This is a genomic window from Natronobiforma cellulositropha (assembly GCF_025629245.1).
GTDB lineage: Archaea > Halobacteriota > Halobacteria > Halobacteriales > Natrialbaceae > Natronobiforma > Natronobiforma cellulositropha.
This window is the reverse complement of sequence record NZ_JANZXN010000019.1, coordinates 113106-131135: the sequence shown is the minus strand read 5'-3', so window position 1 is coordinate 131135 and position 18030 is coordinate 113106. Positions and strand designations below refer to the sequence as shown.

The 18030-nt window shown below is 65.1% G+C and carries 18 protein-coding genes; 9 read left to right on the top strand and 9 right to left on the bottom strand.

Features of this window, described 5'->3' with window-relative positions; translation table 11 throughout:
- Positions 1-89: 89 nt before the first annotated feature.
- Genes N0B15_RS10255 through queC form a run of 3 tightly spaced genes read left to right on the top strand, consistent with a single transcriptional unit; the run spans position 90 to position 2153 of the window.
- Positions 90-569 carry a 6-pyruvoyl trahydropterin synthase family protein gene (locus N0B15_RS10255; RefSeq protein WP_263019607.1) on the top strand — a complete coding sequence of 160 codons (480 nt, stop codon included), beginning with the start codon at positions 90-92 and terminating at the stop codon, positions 567-569.
- 1 nt (position 570) lies between these two features.
- A complete protein-coding gene (locus N0B15_RS10250) occupies positions 571-1374 on the top strand; it encodes a 7-carboxy-7-deazaguanine synthase QueE (protein ID WP_263019606.1) in 804 nt (267 codons plus the stop codon).
- A 2-nt stretch (positions 1375-1376) separates the two neighbouring features.
- On the top strand, positions 1377-2153 hold the full coding sequence (queC, locus tag N0B15_RS10245; RefSeq protein WP_263019605.1) for a 7-cyano-7-deazaguanine synthase QueC: 777 nt from the start codon (positions 1377-1379) through the stop codon (positions 2151-2153).
- Positions 2154-2158: 5 nt separating this feature from the next.
- Here queC and N0B15_RS10240 read toward each other — a convergent pair whose 3' ends face one another.
- The 3 genes from N0B15_RS10240 to lrpA1 form a co-directional block, all read right to left on the bottom strand.
- Positions 2159-2716, bottom strand: coding sequence for an NAD(P)/FAD-dependent oxidoreductase (locus N0B15_RS10240; protein ID WP_263019604.1), 558 nt, complete (start codon positions 2714-2716; stop codon positions 2159-2161).
- A 41-nt stretch (positions 2717-2757) separates the two neighbouring features.
- The gene (locus N0B15_RS10235; protein WP_263019603.1) at positions 2758-3288 is read right to left on the bottom strand and encodes an SRPBCC family protein; all 531 of its coding nucleotides are present in this window, start codon (positions 3286-3288) and stop codon (positions 2758-2760) included.
- A 76-nt stretch (positions 3289-3364) separates the two neighbouring features.
- Positions 3365-3793, bottom strand: a complete 429-nt coding sequence (gene lrpA1, locus N0B15_RS10230; protein WP_263019602.1) for an HTH-type transcriptional regulator LrpA1 — start codon at positions 3791-3793, stop codon at positions 3365-3367.
- 158 nt (positions 3794-3951) lie between these two features.
- Between lrpA1 and N0B15_RS10225 the strand changes: the two genes are divergently transcribed.
- Complete coding sequence (locus N0B15_RS10225; RefSeq protein WP_263019601.1) at positions 3952-4260, top strand: hypothetical protein; 309 nt, start codon at positions 3952-3954, stop codon at positions 4258-4260.
- A 53-nt stretch (positions 4261-4313) separates the two neighbouring features.
- On the opposite strand, the gene N0B15_RS10220 is transcribed toward N0B15_RS10225, so the two are convergent.
- The 3 genes from N0B15_RS10220 to aroC form a co-directional block, all read right to left on the bottom strand.
- Entirely contained in the window at positions 4314-5246 is a 933-nt protein-coding gene (locus N0B15_RS10220; RefSeq protein ID WP_263019600.1) for a thiamine pyrophosphate-dependent enzyme, read from the bottom strand.
- Between the two features lie 2 nt (positions 5247-5248).
- Complete coding sequence (locus N0B15_RS10215; protein ID WP_263019599.1) at positions 5249-7150, bottom strand: 2-oxoacid:acceptor oxidoreductase subunit alpha; 1902 nt, start codon at positions 7148-7150, stop codon at positions 5249-5251.
- Between the two features lie 228 nt (positions 7151-7378).
- Complete coding sequence (aroC, locus tag N0B15_RS10210; protein ID WP_263019598.1) at positions 7379-8530, bottom strand: chorismate synthase; 1152 nt, start codon at positions 8528-8530, stop codon at positions 7379-7381.
- Between the two features lie 102 nt (positions 8531-8632).
- Here aroC and N0B15_RS10205 point away from each other — a divergent pair, with 102 nt between their 5' ends.
- Positions 8633-10633 (top strand): ATP-binding protein, encoded by a 2001-nt coding sequence (locus N0B15_RS10205; protein WP_263019597.1) that lies wholly within the window; start codon positions 8633-8635, stop codon positions 10631-10633.
- Positions 10634-10745: 112 nt separating this feature from the next.
- Positions 10746-12776, top strand: coding sequence for an ATP-binding protein (locus N0B15_RS10200; RefSeq protein ID WP_263019596.1), 2031 nt, complete (start codon positions 10746-10748; stop codon positions 12774-12776).
- Here the strand turns inward: N0B15_RS10200 and aroA are convergent.
- The 3 genes from aroA to N0B15_RS10185 form a co-directional block, all read right to left on the bottom strand.
- On the bottom strand, positions 12770-14071 hold the full coding sequence (aroA, locus tag N0B15_RS10195) for a 3-phosphoshikimate 1-carboxyvinyltransferase (protein WP_263019595.1): 1302 nt from the start codon (positions 14069-14071) through the stop codon (positions 12770-12772). The two genes, N0B15_RS10200 and aroA, sit on opposite strands and share 7 nt — an antisense overlap.
- Positions 14072-14517: 446 nt before the next feature.
- On the bottom strand, positions 14518-14931 hold the full coding sequence (locus tag N0B15_RS10190; protein WP_263019594.1) for a MarR family transcriptional regulator: 414 nt from the start codon (positions 14929-14931) through the stop codon (positions 14518-14520).
- An 81-nt stretch (positions 14932-15012) separates the two neighbouring features.
- Positions 15013-15240, bottom strand: coding sequence for a hypothetical protein (locus N0B15_RS10185; RefSeq protein ID WP_263019593.1), 228 nt, complete (start codon positions 15238-15240; stop codon positions 15013-15015).
- 635 nt (positions 15241-15875) lie between these two features.
- Between N0B15_RS10185 and N0B15_RS10180 the strand changes: the two genes are divergently transcribed.
- From N0B15_RS10180 to N0B15_RS18330, 3 genes are read left to right on the top strand one after another with little or no spacing between them, the layout of a single operon-like run.
- The gene (locus tag N0B15_RS10180) at positions 15876-16820 is read left to right on the top strand and encodes an eCIS core domain-containing protein (protein ID WP_263019592.1); all 945 of its coding nucleotides are present in this window, start codon (positions 15876-15878) and stop codon (positions 16818-16820) included.
- Positions 16781-17863 carry a DUF7958 family protein gene (locus N0B15_RS10175; protein ID WP_484549516.1) on the top strand — a complete coding sequence of 361 codons (1083 nt, stop codon included), beginning with the start codon at positions 16781-16783 and terminating at the stop codon, positions 17861-17863. Before N0B15_RS10180 ends, N0B15_RS10175 begins: the two co-directional genes overlap by 40 nt.
- Positions 17863-17958: an eCIS core domain-containing protein gene (locus N0B15_RS18330; protein WP_425494226.1), complete on the top strand. Its 96-nt coding sequence runs from the start codon at positions 17863-17865 to the stop codon at positions 17956-17958. Before N0B15_RS10175 ends, N0B15_RS18330 begins: the two co-directional genes overlap by 1 nt.
- Positions 17959-18030 lie beyond the last annotated feature (72 nt).

Here is an 18030-nt window from a genome sequence, read left to right as displayed (position 1 = left end):
CTCCGTCCGAACGCCACCGGGTCCTCGAGCGGGGACCACCCGTCCTCGCCGTCAGACACCATTAAGTATGCTCGAAAGAATCCTGGGGTATGACTCGAGGAATATTCGAATCCGATCGAGACGCTCGTACCCCGGAACCGACTGGGCCACTCGAGCGCGAGCGCGTCCTCTACGTCGGCCGAGACCGGCCGATTCGAATCTGTGCGGGCCACCGCATCCTCCACCACGACGGCAAGTGTGCCCGTCCGCACGGACACAACTACGAGATCAGCGTCGCGATCACCGGCCGGCTAACCGAGGAGGGCTGGGTCGTCGACAAGGGCGTCGTCACCGACGTCATCGACGAGTGGGACCACATGTTCATCGTCCAGGCGGGCGACCCGCTCGTCGAGGCGTTCGAGGCGACCGGCGACGACGACGCCCTGGTCGTCCTCGAGCACCCACCGACCGCCGAGGTGATGAGCGCCGTCTTAGAGGAGCGTCTCGAGGCAGCACTGCCCGACACCGTCTCTACGGTCGCCGTACAGGTCCGGGAGACGGGCGAACTCTGTACGGGGAGTCCGTTCTGAGATGCCGGTCTCCGATGCCGTCGATGGCGAACACCCGCCTTCCACAGCCGGCGACGCCGAGGACGCCCTCCCGATCAACGAACTGTTCTCCTCCCTCCAGGGCGAGGGCCGTCTGGTCGGCGTCCCCTCCGTCTTCGTCAGAACGAGCGGCTGTAACCTCCGCTGTTGGTTCTGTGACTCCTATCACACCTCCTGGGAGCCGACGCACGCGTTCGTCGACATCGAGACCATCCTCGAGCGCGTCGAGCGCTTCGACGCCGACCACGTCGTCCTCACCGGCGGCGAACCCCTGATCCACGACCGGGCCACGACGCTGCTCGAGCGCCTCGACGAACGCGGCTATCACACCACCGTCGAGACCAACGGCACCGTCTACCGGGAGGCACCCATCGACCTCGTCTCGATCAGCCCGAAACTCGCGAGTTCTACCCCGACACCGGAGCGCCCACCCTCCGGCGGCGAGGCGCTGACGGCCGACGAACGCGCGGTGTGGACCGACCGCCACGAGCGCGACCGGATCGACCTCGAGGCGCTCTCGGCGCTACTCGAGTCCTACGAGAGCCAACTCAAGTTCGTCGTCACCGACGAGACCGACCTCGAGGAGATTCTGACGCTGCTCGCGGACCTCCGCGGGGTCACGGCCGTCCCGATTCCCGACCACGAGGTCCTCCTGATGCCCGAAGGCGCGACGCGCACGGCGCTCGCCGACACCCGCGAGACGGTCGCCGAACTCGCCCTCGAGTGCGGCTTTCGCTACACGCCCCGCCTCCACGTCGACCTCTGGAACGACGCCCCCGAGACCTGACCATGACGCCCGACACCCACACGGACGAGTCGACCCCACCCGAGACGACCAGCACCGCCGACGCGACCGAGGCGGCTGACTCGCGTGAGAAACGTGCAGTCGTCCTCCTCTCGGGCGGCATGGACAGCGCGACGACGGCCTACGAGGCCCGCGAGCGCGGCTACGAACTCTACGCACTCCACACCTCCTACGGCCAGCGCACCGAGGCGCGCGAACTCGAGTGCGCCCGTCGGCTCGCCGACGAACTCGAGGTGGCCGACTTCCTCCGCGTCGAGACCGGCCACCTCGCCGCCATCGGCGCCTCGAGTCTCACCGACGAGGCGATGGCGGTGCCCGACGCGGACCTCGACGCCGACGAGGGCGAGATACCCACCTCCTACGTCCCGTTTCGCAACGCGAACCTCCTCTCGATGGCGGTCTCCTACGCCGAAGCCAACGGCTGTGAGGCCGTCTTCGTCGGCGCACACAGCGAGGATTTCTCGGGTTATCCCGACTGCCGCCCGGCCTTCTTCGAGGCCTTCGAGCGCGTCGTCGATGTCGGAACGAAACCCGAGACCGAGATCGAGATCGTCGTTCCGTTCGTCGAGGCCTCGAAGACCGACATCGCCCGCCGCGGCGTCATCCTCTCGGTTCCCTTCGAACACACCTGGAGCTGCTACCGCGAGAACGAACCCGCCTGTGGCACCTGTGACTCCTGTGCCTTCCGCCTCCAGGCCTTCCAGCGACTGGGCGTGCGCGACCCGCTCGAGTACGCGAGACGGCCGGCCTATCTCGAGTGACCCACTCACTCTGCGTCTGCTGGCACGTCGAAGTCGTGGAACCGCTCGCCTTTCTCCTTGCTCAGCACGTCGAGGGCGGCCGCGGCCCCGTCGCCCGCCGAGATGATCGCTTGCCACTTCTGGACGCGGGCGGTCGCCCCCACCGCGTAGGTGTCGGTGACGCTCGTCTCCATGTCGATGGTGACGTCGACAGTGTCGTCCGCAGTCGTCTCACAGCCGAGGTCGGTCGCGAGACTCCGATCGGTTCCCGTCGCGAACACGACGTAGTCCGCGTCGAACTCGTCACTCTCGGTCGAGACCTCGAAGCCCTCGTCGGTGCTCGTCACCGCCGTCACTTCCTCGTCCTGGATACGCTCGACGCCGAACTCGTCGACCTGCTCGCGGGCGTCGGTCACGAACGCAGAGCCGTCCTCGCTCTCGATGCCCAGATAGTTGAACAGGTGCGCCTTGTGCATCCAGGTCTCGTCCGTATCGAAGACGGTCGTCTCGAGACCGTTCTTCGCGGTGAACAGCGCCGCACTGAGTCCAGCGGGACCGCCCCCGACGACGATGACGTGTGTCATATGCGCTCTCGGTACCACGACGCGATAGATAAACGCCCGCCCTACTCGAGGCGGCCCGGCTCGACCGGCCGCGACCTGCTCGTCCCGTCGTCGCCCTCGAGCGCCGCTTTCGTCGCCGCGTGACGCGCCCGGAACATCGCCTCGAAGCCGGGCCGAGCGAACGGTCCGAGTGTACCGCCGAGCGCTCCGAAGGGAAGGGCGTACTCGACGCGGTCTCTGAGCAACGTCTGTTCGCCGTCGGCGTAGAAGGTGTGGGTGTGGAGCCAGTGGTCGAACGGGCCGTCGACCATCTCGTCGCGGAAGTAGGCGACGCCGTCGGTCCGCTCGCGGGCGGTGATGAGCGAACGCCAGTGCTGGCGCGGGCCACGGCCGAACGGGCGCATCGAGAGGTCGATCTCCGAGCCACTCTCGAGCACCGTGGGGTCGCGCTCACCCTCCGGCCCGATGGCCGCCTCGACGCGCAAGTCCATCCACGCGGGCGTCAGCGTCTCGAGACCGTCCGTACTCGAGTGAAACGCCCAGACGTCCTCGAGCGGAGCCGCGATCCACACCTCGCGTTCGTAGCTGTCCATATCCCTCCTTCGATGGCTCACCGCAAAAGCGCCCGCCTTCCTCGGTCCCGATGGTCTCGTCGCGCTCCGCTCGCCGTCACTTCAGCCGTTCCTGTAAGAACGAGGGGTGGGCGGCCGTCACGCCGTCGATCTCGAGAATCTCACTCGAGATGATCTCGCCGACCTCGTCGCCGTCGGCGGCGCGCACCTCGGCCATCAGCATGTGGTCACCGCTCGAACTGTAGAGGACTTCGATCTCGGCGAGTTCCTTGAGCGCTTTCGTCGCTTCGACGTAGCGCTCGCTCGCGACTTCGATACCCACGAGGGCGATCGTCTGACTCGAGAGTTTCTTCGGGTCGACGTCCGCCGAGTAGCCGACGATCACGCCGTCTTCCTCGAGTTGGTTGATGTACTTTCGCACGGTGGGCTTCGAGACCGATGCCCGATCTGCGATCTCGGCGTAGGACGCCTGGGCGTCCTCCTCTAGAACCTGGAGGATGCGCTCTCCCGTAGATCGGTTGTTCATGACCTTCCATTTTGCTCCGACAGGAAAATATCTTTTGCATCCGAAAAGAGATCGATCGGTGACGAGAACGCGTGGTGAGCGCTCCGCTCGAGGGTGTCTCTCGTCACCCGTTGGTCAACCGCGGCACTTATTCGCCCGTCGGACCCAGAGTCGACTCGATGGTCGATGCGAACCTCGTTCTCGGCGTCTTCTGGCTGCTCTGCGGCCTCGCAATTTTGATCCCTTCGGTTCTCATCTTCCGCGGTCGGGCGGACCTCCACGTCCACTACGACGAGTCCGTCGACCCCGCGTACGTCTCCCGGCGTGCTGGGACGACGGCGAACCTCATGGGTGTCCTCGTCGTCGCCTACGGGTTCTACCAGCTGTTCGTCGGCTACAGCCCACTCCTCTTCGGCGGCTTGCTCCTCGCGTTGCTCGTCCTGAGCCAGCTCACCAAACGCTTCGCTCAGGGCTGGGGTGCGGACTGACCGCTCACGGTCGGCAGCGAAAAAAAAATCGGATCTCGTCGGGCCGACGGCGCTTACTTGTGACGCTCGAGGAGGTCGTAGCTGCGCTCCCACTCGTAGTCGTCGTCGAAGTAGCGCTCGGCGAGCGGTTCGGTCGGCATCTCGCCGAGTTCCTTCTTCTCCTGCTGGTAGGATGGGCGCTCGTCGACGAAGTAGCGGCCGGTGAGGACGGTGCCCTCGTGGAGGGCGTTCTCCGTCTCGAACATCATCTCCTGGGCCTCCTGGCGGTTGTGGATGTCGAAGTCGTAGTCGTCTGACTCCTGGACGTCGACGTAGGGGACGTACTGACGGGCGTCCTTGTTCCAGGTCGGACACTGGGTCAGGAAGTCGATGTGGGCGAAGCCGTCGTGCTCGATGGCCTCTTTGATGATCTCTTTGGCCTGGTTCGGGTTCACCGCGGCGGTGCGGGCGATGTAGGTCGCCCCCGACGTCAGTGCGAGCGAGAGCGGCCGGATCGGCGACTTCGCGTTGCCGTGAGGCGTCGTCTTCGACTTGTGTCCGCGCGGCGAGGTCGGCGAGGTCTGACCTTTCGTCAGGCCGAAGACCTCGTTGTTGAACACGATGTAGGTGATGTCGTGGTTCTCACGCGCCGTGTGCATGAAGTGGTTGCCACCGATCCCGTAGCCGTCACCGTCACCGCCGGCGGCGATCACGGTCAGGCCGTCGTTGGCGAGTTTCGCCGCACGGGCGACCGGCAGCGAGCGGCCGTGAATCGTGTGGAAACCGTACGTCTCGAGGTAGCTGTTCAGCTTGCCCGAGCAGCCGATGCCGGTGCAGGTCAGGACCTCGTCCGGGGTCTTGCCGATTTCCGGGAGGGCCTGCTTCAGCGCTTTGAGGACGCCGAAGTCACCACAGCCCGGACACCAGGTCGGCTGGGGCTCGAGACCGGGTGTGAACTCGTTCCGGTCGATGTCGCGTTCTTCTCCGATTGCGTTGAATGCACTCATGATTAGTCACCTGCGGCGGGTTCGAGCCGCATCTGTGCGGTTGGTTCCGTGTCCGATCCCTCGATGTTGAGTTCGTAGCCCTCGACGATCTCTGCCGGTTCGAACGGGTTGCCGTTGTACTTCAGCAGGCTGGTGAGTTTCTCGCCGTAGCGGCCGAGTTCCTTCTGGATCAGGCCGCGGAACTGCGCCGAGACGTTCATCTCGACGACCATCGCCTCGTCGACGCTCTCTAAGAACTCGGTCATCTCCTGTTCGGGGAACGGCATCATGTCGGAGACGCCGACGCCTTTCACGGAGTGACCCTGCTCGTTGAGGCGCTCGACGGCCTCCTCGACGACGCCCTGGGAGGAACCCCAGGTGATGATGCCGTAGGTGGCGTCTTCCTCGCCGAAGTAGGTCTGCTGGGACTCGTGTTCCTCGTCGAGTTCCCGGCGGATCTCCTCGAGTTTCTGGAGCCGGCGGTCCATCTGGGTGACGCGGTTGTCAGGGTCCTCGCAGATGTGGCCTTCCGGCGTGTGCTCGTTACCGGTCGCGAGGTAGCGCCCGCCCTTCTGGCCGGGCAGCGAGCGCGGACTGACGCCGTTTTCGGTCTCGTGCTGGAAGCGGTGGAACTTCCCGGAGGCGTCGTGGACGGCCTCCTCGAGTTCCGCCTCGGTCAGCGTCGAACCGAGCGTCGGCTCTGGTTCGCGGTCGAAGAAGCTCACGGGAACGTTGGTGTTCTCGCCGGAGAGCTTCTGGTCGTAGATGATGATCGCCGGAATCTGGTACTCGTAGGCGATGTAGAACGCCATCCGCGTCTGGTCGTAGGCCTCCTCGACGGTGCCGGGGGCGAAGACGACGCGCTGGGAGTCACCCTGACTCGTGTAGAGGGTGAACTCGAGGTCGGCCTGCTCCGGTTTCGTCGGCATCCCGGTCGAAGGACCGGCACGCATCGACTCTAAGAGGACGACCGGCGTCTCGGTCATCTCCGCGAGACCGAGCGGTTCGCTCATGAGTGCGAACCCGCCACCCGACGAACCGGACATGGCTTTCACGCCGGCGTGGCTCGCACCGACGGCGAGCGCGGCGGCGGCGATCTCGTCTTCGACCTGTTCGGAGATGCCACCGATCTCGGGGAGGTGCTGGGACATGAGCGTGAAGACGCTCGTCCACGGCGTCATCGGGTAGCCCGCGATGAACCGGCAGCCCGAATCGATCGACCCGAAGGTGATCGCGTTCGATCCCGAGAGCAGCGCCTGCTCTTCGTCGTGTTCGCCCTCCGGGATACGGAGGTCGTGGGTGAACTCGAACTCCTCGGTGACGATCTCGTGTGCCTCGTGCAGAATCTCGAGGTTCGGCTCGAGGATCTTCTCGGGCATCGCGTCCTCCATGAGGTCCTCGATGTGAGAGAGGTCCATGCCGAGAAGCGCCGCGGTCACACCGACACCGGCGGTGTTACGCATGACTTCGCGCCCGTGCTCACGTGCGAGCGAGCGCAGATCCATCGGGTAGACGTGCCAGTCGTTCTCCTCGGCACGCGCTTCGAGGTCGAGACTCGCCGCGTCCTCCTCGTCGATGAGACCCGAGTCGTAGACGATGACCCCGCCTTCGCGGAGTTCGTCGAGGTTCTCTGCGAGCGGTTTCAGCTCTTCGTTGCCGTAGTAGGCGTCCTCCTGTGGGTTCCGTGCGAAGGAGTCACCTAGTGCGAGCAGGAAGTTGTAGCCGTCCCCTCGTGACTGTACGTTGTGCCCTGCAGCCCGGATTTCGACGTACGTGTGGCCACCGCGGATCCGTGACGGATAGTGTCGGTGGGTAAATACGTCCAACCCCGAGCGCATCAGCGCTTTCGCGAAGTTCTGGCTCGTCGAGTCGATTCCGTCTCCGGAACCCCCCGCGACTCGCCAGATAAGTTCGTTGTCGCTCATAGTAGGATGTGGCCCTCCTGGACCAACTGTAGTCGGAATTTTGCCCCACCGAACCTAAAGCCTTTGCTATACATTACCAAGGATCTTTCGTGAAGGATGAACGTCCTCGTACGATTCCTGTACGCTGGCCCGCATTCTTCTTTAAAAATCGTGTAAATTGGGAGGCCGCCGGCCGCCCGTTCACCCGGCGACGACGTCCCTACTACCGGTGTGTCGGCGTCACTCGAGTCACTCGTTTTTCGGGTTGCTCGGGTGGTAGTCGGTGTCGTAGGTTCCGGGTTCGCCGTCGAGGCGGTCGGGTGTGATCCGTCCGGAGAGGAGCACGAAATCGACGAGCGTGAGCGCCAGCATCGCCTCGACGACGGGGACGCCCCGCGGCGGTAAGACGGGATCGTGGCGGCCGAGCACCTGCTCTTCTCTCTCCTCGCCGGTCTCCCAGTCGACCGTCGTCTGCGTCTTCGGAATCGACGTCGGCGCGTGGAGCGTGACCTCGCCGTAGATCGGCTCGCCACTCGAGATGCCGCCCTGAATGCCGCCGTGGTCGTTCTCGACCGGTTTCGGGTGGCCGTCCTCGCCGAACTCCCAGTCGTCGTTGCGCTCGTAGCCGGAGTACTCCCTGGCTTCCCGGCCGAGTCCGAACTCGAACGCGGTGGCCGCGGGAATCGCCATCATCGCCTGGCCGAGTCGCGCGGAGAGCGAATCGAAGCGGGGTGCGCCGAGACCGACCGGGACGCCCTGTGCCTCGAAGTAGATGCTGCCGCCGATGGAGTCTCCCTGCTCCTGATACTCGCCGATCAGTGCCTCCATCTCGGCTGCGGTGTCAGGGTGTGCACAGCGGACGGCGTTCCCCTCCGTGTGCTCGAGCATCTCCTCGAAACTGACGTCGGGAGCGACCACGTCACCGATCTGGTTGACGTGGGCTTTGATCTCGATGCCCTCACTCGCGAGGATCTTCTTCGCGACCGCACCCGCAGCCACCCAGTTGACGGTCTCGCGCGCCGAGGAGCGGCCGCCGCCACCCCAGTTTCGCGTCCCGAACTTCGCGGAGTAGGTGTAGTCGCCGTGGCTCGGGCGCGGCGCCGTGATGAACGGTTCGTACTTGCCCGAGCGGGCGTCTTTGTTCTGGATGACGAGTCCGATCGGCGTCCCGGTGGTGTAGCCGTCCTGGACGCCGGACTTGATCGAGACAGCGTCGGGTTCGCCCCGACTCGTCGTGATCATCGACTGTCCGGGTTTTCGTCTGTCGAGTTCCGCCTGAATGTCGTCTTCCTCGAGTTCGAGACCGGCGGGGCAGCCGGAGATCGTACAGCCCATCGCCGCTCCGTGGCTCTCACCGAAGGTGGTCACCTGAAAGAGGCGACCGAAACGGTTGCCGTTCATTACGCCCTCTGGGGGTTCCTTCCATTTAGGCTTTCAGTAATACGTGTCCGCTCGCGGCCTAGCCAGAGTGCATATAACCTTCGAGTACGGACGAATTACGCAATGGGCGATCGTCACCACGGCCCACTCTCGCTACTCTACGCCGACAGCGACTCGAGCGCGCGCGAGCGTGCCGCTCTCCTCGACGCGCTCGACGGCGTCGCCATCGAACCGACGACCTCGATCGACGCCGCACTCGACGCACTCGAGACGGCCGACGGAGTCGTCGCCGCAGGCGGCCTGACGGACGGAAGCGAACTCGACCTCGCACGCGCCATCCGTGAGCGCGATCCACACGCCACAGTGATTCTCTACCCCGAACGCGGTAGCGACCGACTCGCGAGCGAGGCCAGTGCCGCCGACGTGGCCTACCTCCCTCGCTCGCTCGACGACGACGGTGAGCGACTGCTCGAGCGCGTGCGTGCGGAGATCGAACTGCGCGAGCGCCGCCGTCGCCACGAGACCGAGAGTGCGATGTTCACGTCGATGATGAGCGACCTGCCGATCTCCGTCTACTTCAAAGACCGGGAGGCCAGACACGTCCGCGTCGGTCCCGGCGTCGGGACGGATACCGACTCGGTCGATCCGATCGGGAAGACCGACCCCGAGGTGTACGCTCACGAGATCGGCGACCAGGCCTGGAACTCCTACGAGGACGACCTCCACGTGATCGAGACCGGCGACCCCATCGTCGAGAAAGAGGAGGTGTGGGCGCTCGACATCCCGAACGTCGACGCGATCTGGCTCGAGTCGACGAAAGTTCCCTGGCGAAACGAACAGGGCGAGATCTGCGGTCTCATGGGTCTCACGCGCGATATCACCGAATTGAAACGCCGGGAGCACGAACTCGAACGCCAGCAGCGACACCTCGACCGGTTCGCGAGTTTCGTCTCACACGACCTCCGGAACCCGCTGAACGTCGCGAACGGCTACCTCGAACTCGGACGCGAGACCGGCAGCGACGACGCGTTCGCGGAGGTCTCCCGGGCGCTGTCTCGAATCGAACGCCTCATCGACGACCTCCTCGAGATGACGCGCGACCAGGCCGGCGTCGCCACGCTCTCGACGGTCGACCTACAGACGACGATCGAAGAGATCTGGTCAGAGGTTGGGATCAGGGACGCGACGCTTCGCAACGCCGTTCCCGATGGGACGGTGATCACGGCCGACGAACGCCTCCTCCGACAGCTGTTCGCGAACCTGTTTCGCAACGCGATTCAACACGTGGGCACCGACGTCTACGTCACCGTGGGGACGATGCCGACCGGGTTCTTCGTCGAAGACGACGGTCCCGGCATTCCCGACGACGAACGCGAGCAAGTGTTCGACTTCGGGTACACCGGTTCCGAGAACGGGTCGGGAATGGGTCTCGCCTACGTCGCACAGATCGCCGAGTCCCACGACTGGGCGGTCGACGTCACCGCCGGGTCGATCGGTGGCGCGCGCTTCGAGGTGAGCAACTGCCTGCTCGTCACCGCCCCGGGAGACCTCAGAGACGGCGAGAACGTCACCCTCCGTGCGGACACCGACATCGGCGGGGCGACTCCCGCGGGGACCGTCGACCACGACGAGGGATCCGGCCGGTGGACGGTCCACGGCGGCGGCGAGAACGTCTGGAGCAACATCGACGAGTGTTACTTCGTCCACGCGCCACTCGCCGGCGACGGCCGGATCGTCGCCCGCGTCGCGGACTTCGGCGAGGGTGACGAACACCGGAAAGCAGGCCTGATGATCCGCGGCGAACCCCGGGCCGGCGCACCGCTCGGATTCGTCGGCATGACCGGCGGCCCGGCGACCGAACTCCTCTGGCGACCGACGCCGGACGACCCGATCGCGAGCCGCCAACTGCCCGCCGGGCCGGAGACGTACCCGTGGTTCCGACTGGACCGAACCGGCGAGCAGGTGACGACGTTCCACTCTCGCGACGGCGAGACCTGGGTCCCGATCGACGAACGGGCCCTCTCGCTCGAGGACGCCGCAGCGGTCGGGCTGGCAGTCTGCAGTCACGACCCGGAGAACCACTGCGTCAGCGTGTTCGAGGACGTCTCCGTCGTCGAGTACTAGCGCCTCGGCTGGCGCGGGTGGGCCAACCCGCACCCCCTGTCAACTTCTCTCCCCGCCGGCGAATGGCCGCAGTCTCTATACGCTTGCTCACACGTACTGATACGCGAACAGTATGTCCGGTCGCGACACGGCACCTCGGACAGTCCTCTCCGTCGGCACCGACGAGCACGTCCACGCCGAACTCGGAGCGGTCTTCGGTAGAGACGACGCGCTCTCGCTCGAGACGGCGTCGTCGATCGCTGCAGCGCGCGAACTGCTCGACGCTGACTCACCGGCGGGTCCAGTCTGCCTGGTGAGCGGTGGTTCGCTCCCGGACGGGTCGCCGGCCGACCTCCTGGCGGCCGCTCGTGCTCAGACGCCGCCGGCTCCAGTCGTCTTCACCCCGCCGACGGACACGCCGGAACTGCTCCGAGCGGCGGCCGGTGCGGGTGTCTCCTACCTCCCGACGACGGCCGACCCGACCGGTGAGACGCTCCTGGCCTGCGTTCGCGACCACCTCGAGACGGCCGCCCGAAGCCGTACGCACCACGACTCACACCGGATTCTCGAGGCGCTGCTCGAACAGCCCGCACTGGAACTCTACGTCAAAGACCGCGACGCCCGTTGTCTCCGGCTCTCGAAACGCGCCTGCGCCGAGATGTGGGCCGACCCGACCGGGAAGACCGAACTCGAAATCTCCTCCAGTGCGATCGAGAGGGAAGCGCGTCGCGCCCACGAGTCCGACGTCGCCGTGATCGAGAGCGGCGATCCGATCCTCGAACGTGACGAGCCCTACCTCGAGTTCGTCGAGGACGACGAGACGTTCTGGCGGCGTACCTCCCGGTTTCCCTGGCACGACGAGGAGGGCACCGTCCAGGGCGTCGTCGGCGTCCGCTGTGACGTCACCGAAGAGAAACGCCTCGAGCGCGACCTCCACTACCAGCGCCAGCGCCTCGAGCGCCTCGCGAGTTTCGCCGCTCACGACCTCAGGAACCCGCTGAACATCGCCCACGGCTACCTCGAGTACGCGCTCGAAACCGGGACGGAAGAGCCACTCGAGCAGACGAGAGCCGCGCTCGAACAGCTTCGCGACCTCATCGACGACCTGGTCACGACGGCGCGTACCGAACTCGACGAGCCGTCGATCGCGCCGGTCGAACTCTCCCCGGCGGTCGAATCCGCCTGGGATGCCGTCTCCGTCGACAGCTCCACGCTCGACTCACGGGTTTCTGACGGGGCGACCGTCTGGGCCGACCCGCACTACCTCTCGTTGCTCCTCGAGAACCTGTTCAAAAACGCCATCGTCCACGCGGGGACGACCGTCGACGTCACCGTCGGCGTCACGGACACCGGGTTCTTCGTCGAAGACGACGGTCCCGGCATCGCCGAACACGAGCGTGAGTCGGTCCTCGAGTACGGCTACACCACGACCGACGGCGGCACGGGCGTCGGCCTGGCCATCGTCAACCAGGTCGTCGGAGTACACGACTGGTCGCTGTCGATCACCGACGGACGCGCGGGCGGCGCGCGCTTCGACGTGGAAGACTGTCTCGTCGTCGCCGCCCCTCGAGAGCACACCCGCGCGGGCGAACACACCGCCGTTCGGCTCACCGACCACGTCGACGTCGGCGAAGCGACCCCGCCGGGCTCGAGCCGCTACGACGAGTCGGCCGGCCGGTGGACGGTCCACGGCGGCGGCGTGAACCTCTGGTACGACACCGACGAGTGTCACTTCGCCTATACCGAGGTCGACGGCGACGCCCGGATCGTCGCCCGCCTCAGAGAGAGCGAGCACGTCACGACCTACAGCAAGGCGGGACTCGCGATTCGCGCCAGCCCCGAGTCGGGTGCACCGCTCGGCTTCGTCGGGGCGATCGGCGGTGGCCAGTCGGAGGTCATCTGGCGGCCCGATTCCGAACGCTACCTCGTCAGCACACAGTTCGAGGCGGCGACCGACGGTCCCCACTGGTATCGCCTGGACCGGGTCGGCCCGACGGTGACGGCGTACCACTCGAGCGACGGCGAGACCTGGGTCCCGATCGACGAGCGCCGGATCGAGTGTGGTGAGACGGTTTCCGTGGGCTTGCTCGTCTGTAGCCTCGACCCCTCTCGCCTCGCCAGCGCGGTCTTCGACGAGGTCGCGGTGTTCGACCTCGGTCAGTGACTCTCCTCACCGGTCCCGACGCGTGCACCGAGTCCCTCGAGTACGTCGAAGAAGCCGGGGAAGGAGACGTCGACGTGCTCGCTCCCCTGGATGGTCGTCTCGCCCTCGGCGACGAGTGCGGCGATCGCGAGCGACATGACGATGCGGTGGTCGCCGCGGCCGTCGACCGTCGCACCCGACAGCTGTGAGTCCGCGCCGTGGATCGTCAGCGAGTCGCGCTCTTCGCTCGAGGACACGCCCATCTTCTCGAGTTCCTCGGCCATCGCGCTCACGCGGTCGGTCTCCTTGTAGCGGACGTGTTCGGCGTCGACGATGTGCGTCTCGCCGTCGGCGATCGCACCCAGGGTGGCGATCGTCGGCAGTAGGTCGGGGGTGTCCTCGACCGACACCTCGACGCCCTCGAGTTCGCTCCGGGCGACGTCGATCGTCCCCGCGTCGTGGTCCCACTCGATGTCCGCACCCATCCGCTCGAGGATCTCGACGATGGCGCTGTCACCCTGCGCGCTCGGGTGGGCACCCGCGACGCGAACCGACTCCGCACCCGCGACCGCGCCCGCTGCTGCGAGATACGAGATCGACGAGAAGTCGCCGGGGACGGCGTACTCGCCGCCGACCGGCCGGTAGGCCTGCCCGCCCGCGACGCTGAAGCCGTCGGCCGTTTTCTCGGCCGTCACGCCGAAGTCTTCGAGCACCTCGAGCGTCACGTCGACGTAGGGGGCCGATTTGAGCTGTGTCTCGAGTTCGAGGTCGATTCCCTCCTCGGTGACCGCGCCGGCCATCAACAGCGCCGAGATGTACTGCGAGGAGACGTCGCCGGGGATCGACACCGACCCGCCCGCGACCGGTCCCGTCACGACGAGCGGGGCCTGGCCGTTGCCTCGCGTGCTGATCGCCTCTCCGCCGAGGTCGGCGACCGCCTCGAGCAGCGGTCCCTGCGGTCTCGAGCGCAGCGAGGCGTCGCCGGTGAGGACGGTGACTCCGTCGGCGAGCGCGGCGGTCGCGGTGACCAGTCGCATCGTCGTCCCGCTGTTGTCACAGTCGATCACGTTCGCGGGCACGTCGGGCCGCCCGTCGAAGCCGGTGATCTCGAGGACGCCCGCCTCGTCGCGTTCGACGGACCCGCCGTAGAGGTCGACTGCGCGCGCCGTCGCGCGGGTGTCGGCGCTCCAGAGCGCGTCGGTGACGGTCGCCTCGTCGGCGTAGCCGGAGGCGAGAATCGCCCGGTGAGTGTAGCTCTTCGATGGCGGTGCTCGCGCCTCGCCGCTGACCCGGGAGGGGGTGACGGTGACGTTCATACCCGACCTGTTGGCTGGATACCCTATACCGATACCGATAGGCTGGCGCGACTGTGTGTGGATGCGGCGCTGCGTTCTCTCGTGACAATCGTTCGTGATCCCCCCTCGTCTACCAGTTACGGGATGAGGGAAATCAGTGACTTTTTGACCAGTCTGCGTCCATCTTCCGTAAGCTCGCCTTTTGTTGTACCGTTCATGATTGTCCCCGGTGCAATCGTGTACAGTGCCCACGGCATCAGGTACGACGTATCGTTGAAAGAGATGCCGTCGAGGTGCTCGTCCTTGAGTTCGGGGGTCGTTTGCTGGTACCGGCGCTCGTCCCTACACACATCACCGTACAGTCGGTGGCGCTGAATGGGTGTGTGTCGTGGGCTAACACGATAATCGGTCTCTGGGGGTGGGCACCTGTTGGGTCTCGAGCCCAGCAAACGTCTCCCGCGGACAGTTTACTCATTCAATTCGTCCATGTCGTCTTCTAGCTCTGCGAGCTCTGCATCGAGTTCTTCGTCAGTGCGGCCGTCACCGATTTGTTTCTCGGGTTCTTCGGGCGTGGCGTCCGCATCGCGGTGGCGACCGAACATCCGGTGTACCTGTTCGAGACTCGAAACGTACCGCCGGATGTCTTCCCGTTCGCCGAGAGCGTGGTAATAGCCGTCGTCGGTTTTCCCGACGTACCCGTCGTCGTAGAGGCGTTTGAGCGTGGTTGTAGCGGTCCCCCGTGGGATGTCGAGAGATTCCTTGATGTCTCGTGGTGAATATCCCCACTCTGGGTTACGGTACAGATACTCCACGACGTCTGACTTCGTAGTTCCTGGCTGCAGGGTGATTTCGGGGTCGTGGTCTTCGAGGAGTACCGGCATAGTGTACCCAATTGTAGTCGATTGTAGCATAAAGAGATTCGGGTCAGACCACATGTTTCGTTACGAACCTTCGGTCTCGTCTTAGTCCGAGCGCTCTCGCAACGCTCGAGCCTCCGCCTGCGTGAGCCAACAGCCACAGGAGGCCTGGATGGTGTCCGGTCCCGTCGCCGTCACCCCGACCACGACGCTCTCGCAGTGGGGACAGCGCGGCGGCTTCCACTCGAGGTCGGCGTCCTCGTCGACGAACCACGGACTCGAGTCGCCCGCCGACCCGTCGCCCTGTGGCTCTGCTGGGGGCTCCTCGCTCATCGGTGGCCCTCCGGCGGGCCGTGACTGGTCGGTGTGCGTACTCGAGCGCTGTTGCTCAGAATTCCGCGTTCTCGACGCCTGTACTGGTCGTTTGCGAGCCTTTTAAGGTCGCGTGGTTGGTATGGAGTCATGGCTCACTGACCGCATGGTCGGAAGCCACGCCGCGGGTGCTGGTTCCACCCGGGGCATTTCTCATGTCTGCCCCTCCCGGTCGGCGGGCGCAGCTTCCAGCGCGTGAGTTTCACGGATAGATACATATAATTTCTGGAAATGGGTGTCGGTGACGCCGTTCGTTTGGACGAGCTCTCGAGTAGCGCTCATCGTCAGCGTGTCCGATCACCAACAGCTAAGATGAGCGAGTAGTAACGCTTCGATAATTACCAATGCAACGACACACGAGGTGGAGCGTGTGAGCTTCGACCGGGACCGACGCGACCGCTCGAACGACGACAGTGAGCGAAACGAACGTACACAGCGCACTCGAGCGCAGGCCCAGACCCAGCGCGGGGCGCGGCCGTACCAGTACCTAAACCGAGTGGGCCAGCCCTCGCGCGACCAGGCGGCCATCCTCGATCAGATGATCCTGCGTCGTGGTCTCGAGAACGTCCAGAAGTTGGGCGAACGCNAACACGCCGATGGGCGAGCAGGTTCGCGTCGCTCGAGTGCGTAGCTCCTGGAAAGCGGGTGTCGAACTCGATACGCCGAGTGCGATGCGTTCGGTCCAGGCGCAGGTGGAGAGCGATTTAGCAGGTGAGACCGCGACACCCGACGTGGTCCGGCGCGTAATTTCCCAACCAGGAAAGCCGCTCGAGGGGGCCGTCCGCGAGGAGATGGAGCAGCGGATGGGCGATTCCTTTTCGGACGTACAGCTTCATACGGGTCCAGAGGCCGCGAAGGCGGCGAGTGCGCTCGAGGCGCGGGCGTTCACCACCGGGAACCACGTGGTGTTCAACCGCGGGGAGTACGACCCTGAGAGCGCGGAAGGGAAATATCTGCTCGCGCACGAACTCGCACACGTCCGCCAGCAGACCGCTGGCCGAATCAGTTTGCTCTCGCAAGAGCGCCGTTCACTGGTGATCGAACCGAACCCAGCACTCGAGCGCGATGCCACGGGGTACATCGTAGAGGGGAGCGAACTGGGGATTCAGCGCCTCGCCACGACGACGGTCCACGTCCAGCGAGTCGACAAAACCCGCCGGGAGGTACTCCAGGGCGATGTCTCGACGGAGGAAGTGACGGCGGGAATCGAAGACGCTGACCTCCTGAGCGTCGGCCCCGACCGGTTGCGTGACGCCTACAAGTACGCCGAGTATGCGGTTACGCTCGGTGCGACTCAGAGCGTTGTCCAGCCGCTCGTCTCGGAGTACGGACTGACTCAGCCCGAGGCGATGGCGGTGACACTCGCCGTCGGCGGGACCATCCACGTCGGCAAAGACCGACTCCACCGCGAAGACATCTACCTCACGCTCGAGGTCGCTCGAGTGCTCGGTATCGAAGAGCGAGTAATTGAGTTCTTCCGAAGAATGGATATTGACCTGTCATGGGTGGACGAGGACCCAACTGGTGTGAGGGACCAATAACTATGCATGCATCAGTTATCGGTGAGAATGATGACGGAATCGGTGTCGATGTTACGGATAATCAAGAGGTGTTGCATGAGATATCAATTGGAAAAGAGCAGTTCGACATAGTCTATCACGAACAGAATACGTATCCAAACCGTGGAACTAAGCAGGACCCAGATGATTCGGTCAATCTAAGGCAAGCCCAGGAGTACGCCAAGTACTACGTCCAGCGCGAGCGCGGCTATCCGACGCTCCCACCACGCCTGACACCGGAGTGGATTCCCTACACCCTCGGCGCAGTGTTCGGCCTCGAGTTCGAGGGCTTCGAGCGACAGTTTGGTCCCTACGCCCAGCAGTATCACAGCGCGCTCCACCCTGACGTCCCACCCATCGTGGAGATGCCCGACGAGACCGCTCCCGTCGGCGGTATCGTCTACCGCGCCGATGTGTTTCTCGCCCTCGAGTTCGACGCCTATCTCGAGGATCCAGCGGCGATGTCGCCGATAGACGCTGTCGCGGGAATCACCGACGCGTACGACCTCTACGAGGCGCTGTCGGCCGAACTCGAGGCGCGCCTGCCGCCGGATACTGAGCCGATCACCGAAGTGTCGGCACTGGACCTCCAGTACCAGCGTCGCGCCAACGACGGCCGCGTCGAGGAGCCGGTCGTCGGCGAGCGCAGCCACACCAGCACGGGACCACCCGATGCACAGCTCCAGATGACGCCTCCACAGGCCACCCTCGAGTCGGAACTGACGACCGAGATTATTCAGGGTTTACTCTGTCACCACCTCCAGTGTCAGGTCCGCGATGCGTATCTCCGACTCGGACTCGAGCCCCCAGAGGCGTTTCGCGTGCTCGGCCAGGGCTTCGCCGAACAGACGATGCACTACCAGCACGCCGATCTCTACCCACCGTACCATCTCACCGACGCCGAGATCGAGGGCTACCGAGCGCCGGGAATTGACCATGGGGAACTGGCGAGCGGTGGGTTCGCCGGGCCGGGACAGCCCGGCCCGCTACTGTGGCGCATCGTCCGTGCGTTGTTTGGCCGGTAATGCCAGTGGTCGTCCAGCCGTACAACGCACTCAACATCCGCGCCTTCACGACGGGTAACCACGTCGTGTTCAACCGTGGCGAATACGACCCGTAGAGTCCCGACTGAACGTACCTGCTGGCGCACGAGTTTGGCTCACGTGCGACAGCAGACTGGCAGTCAGATCAG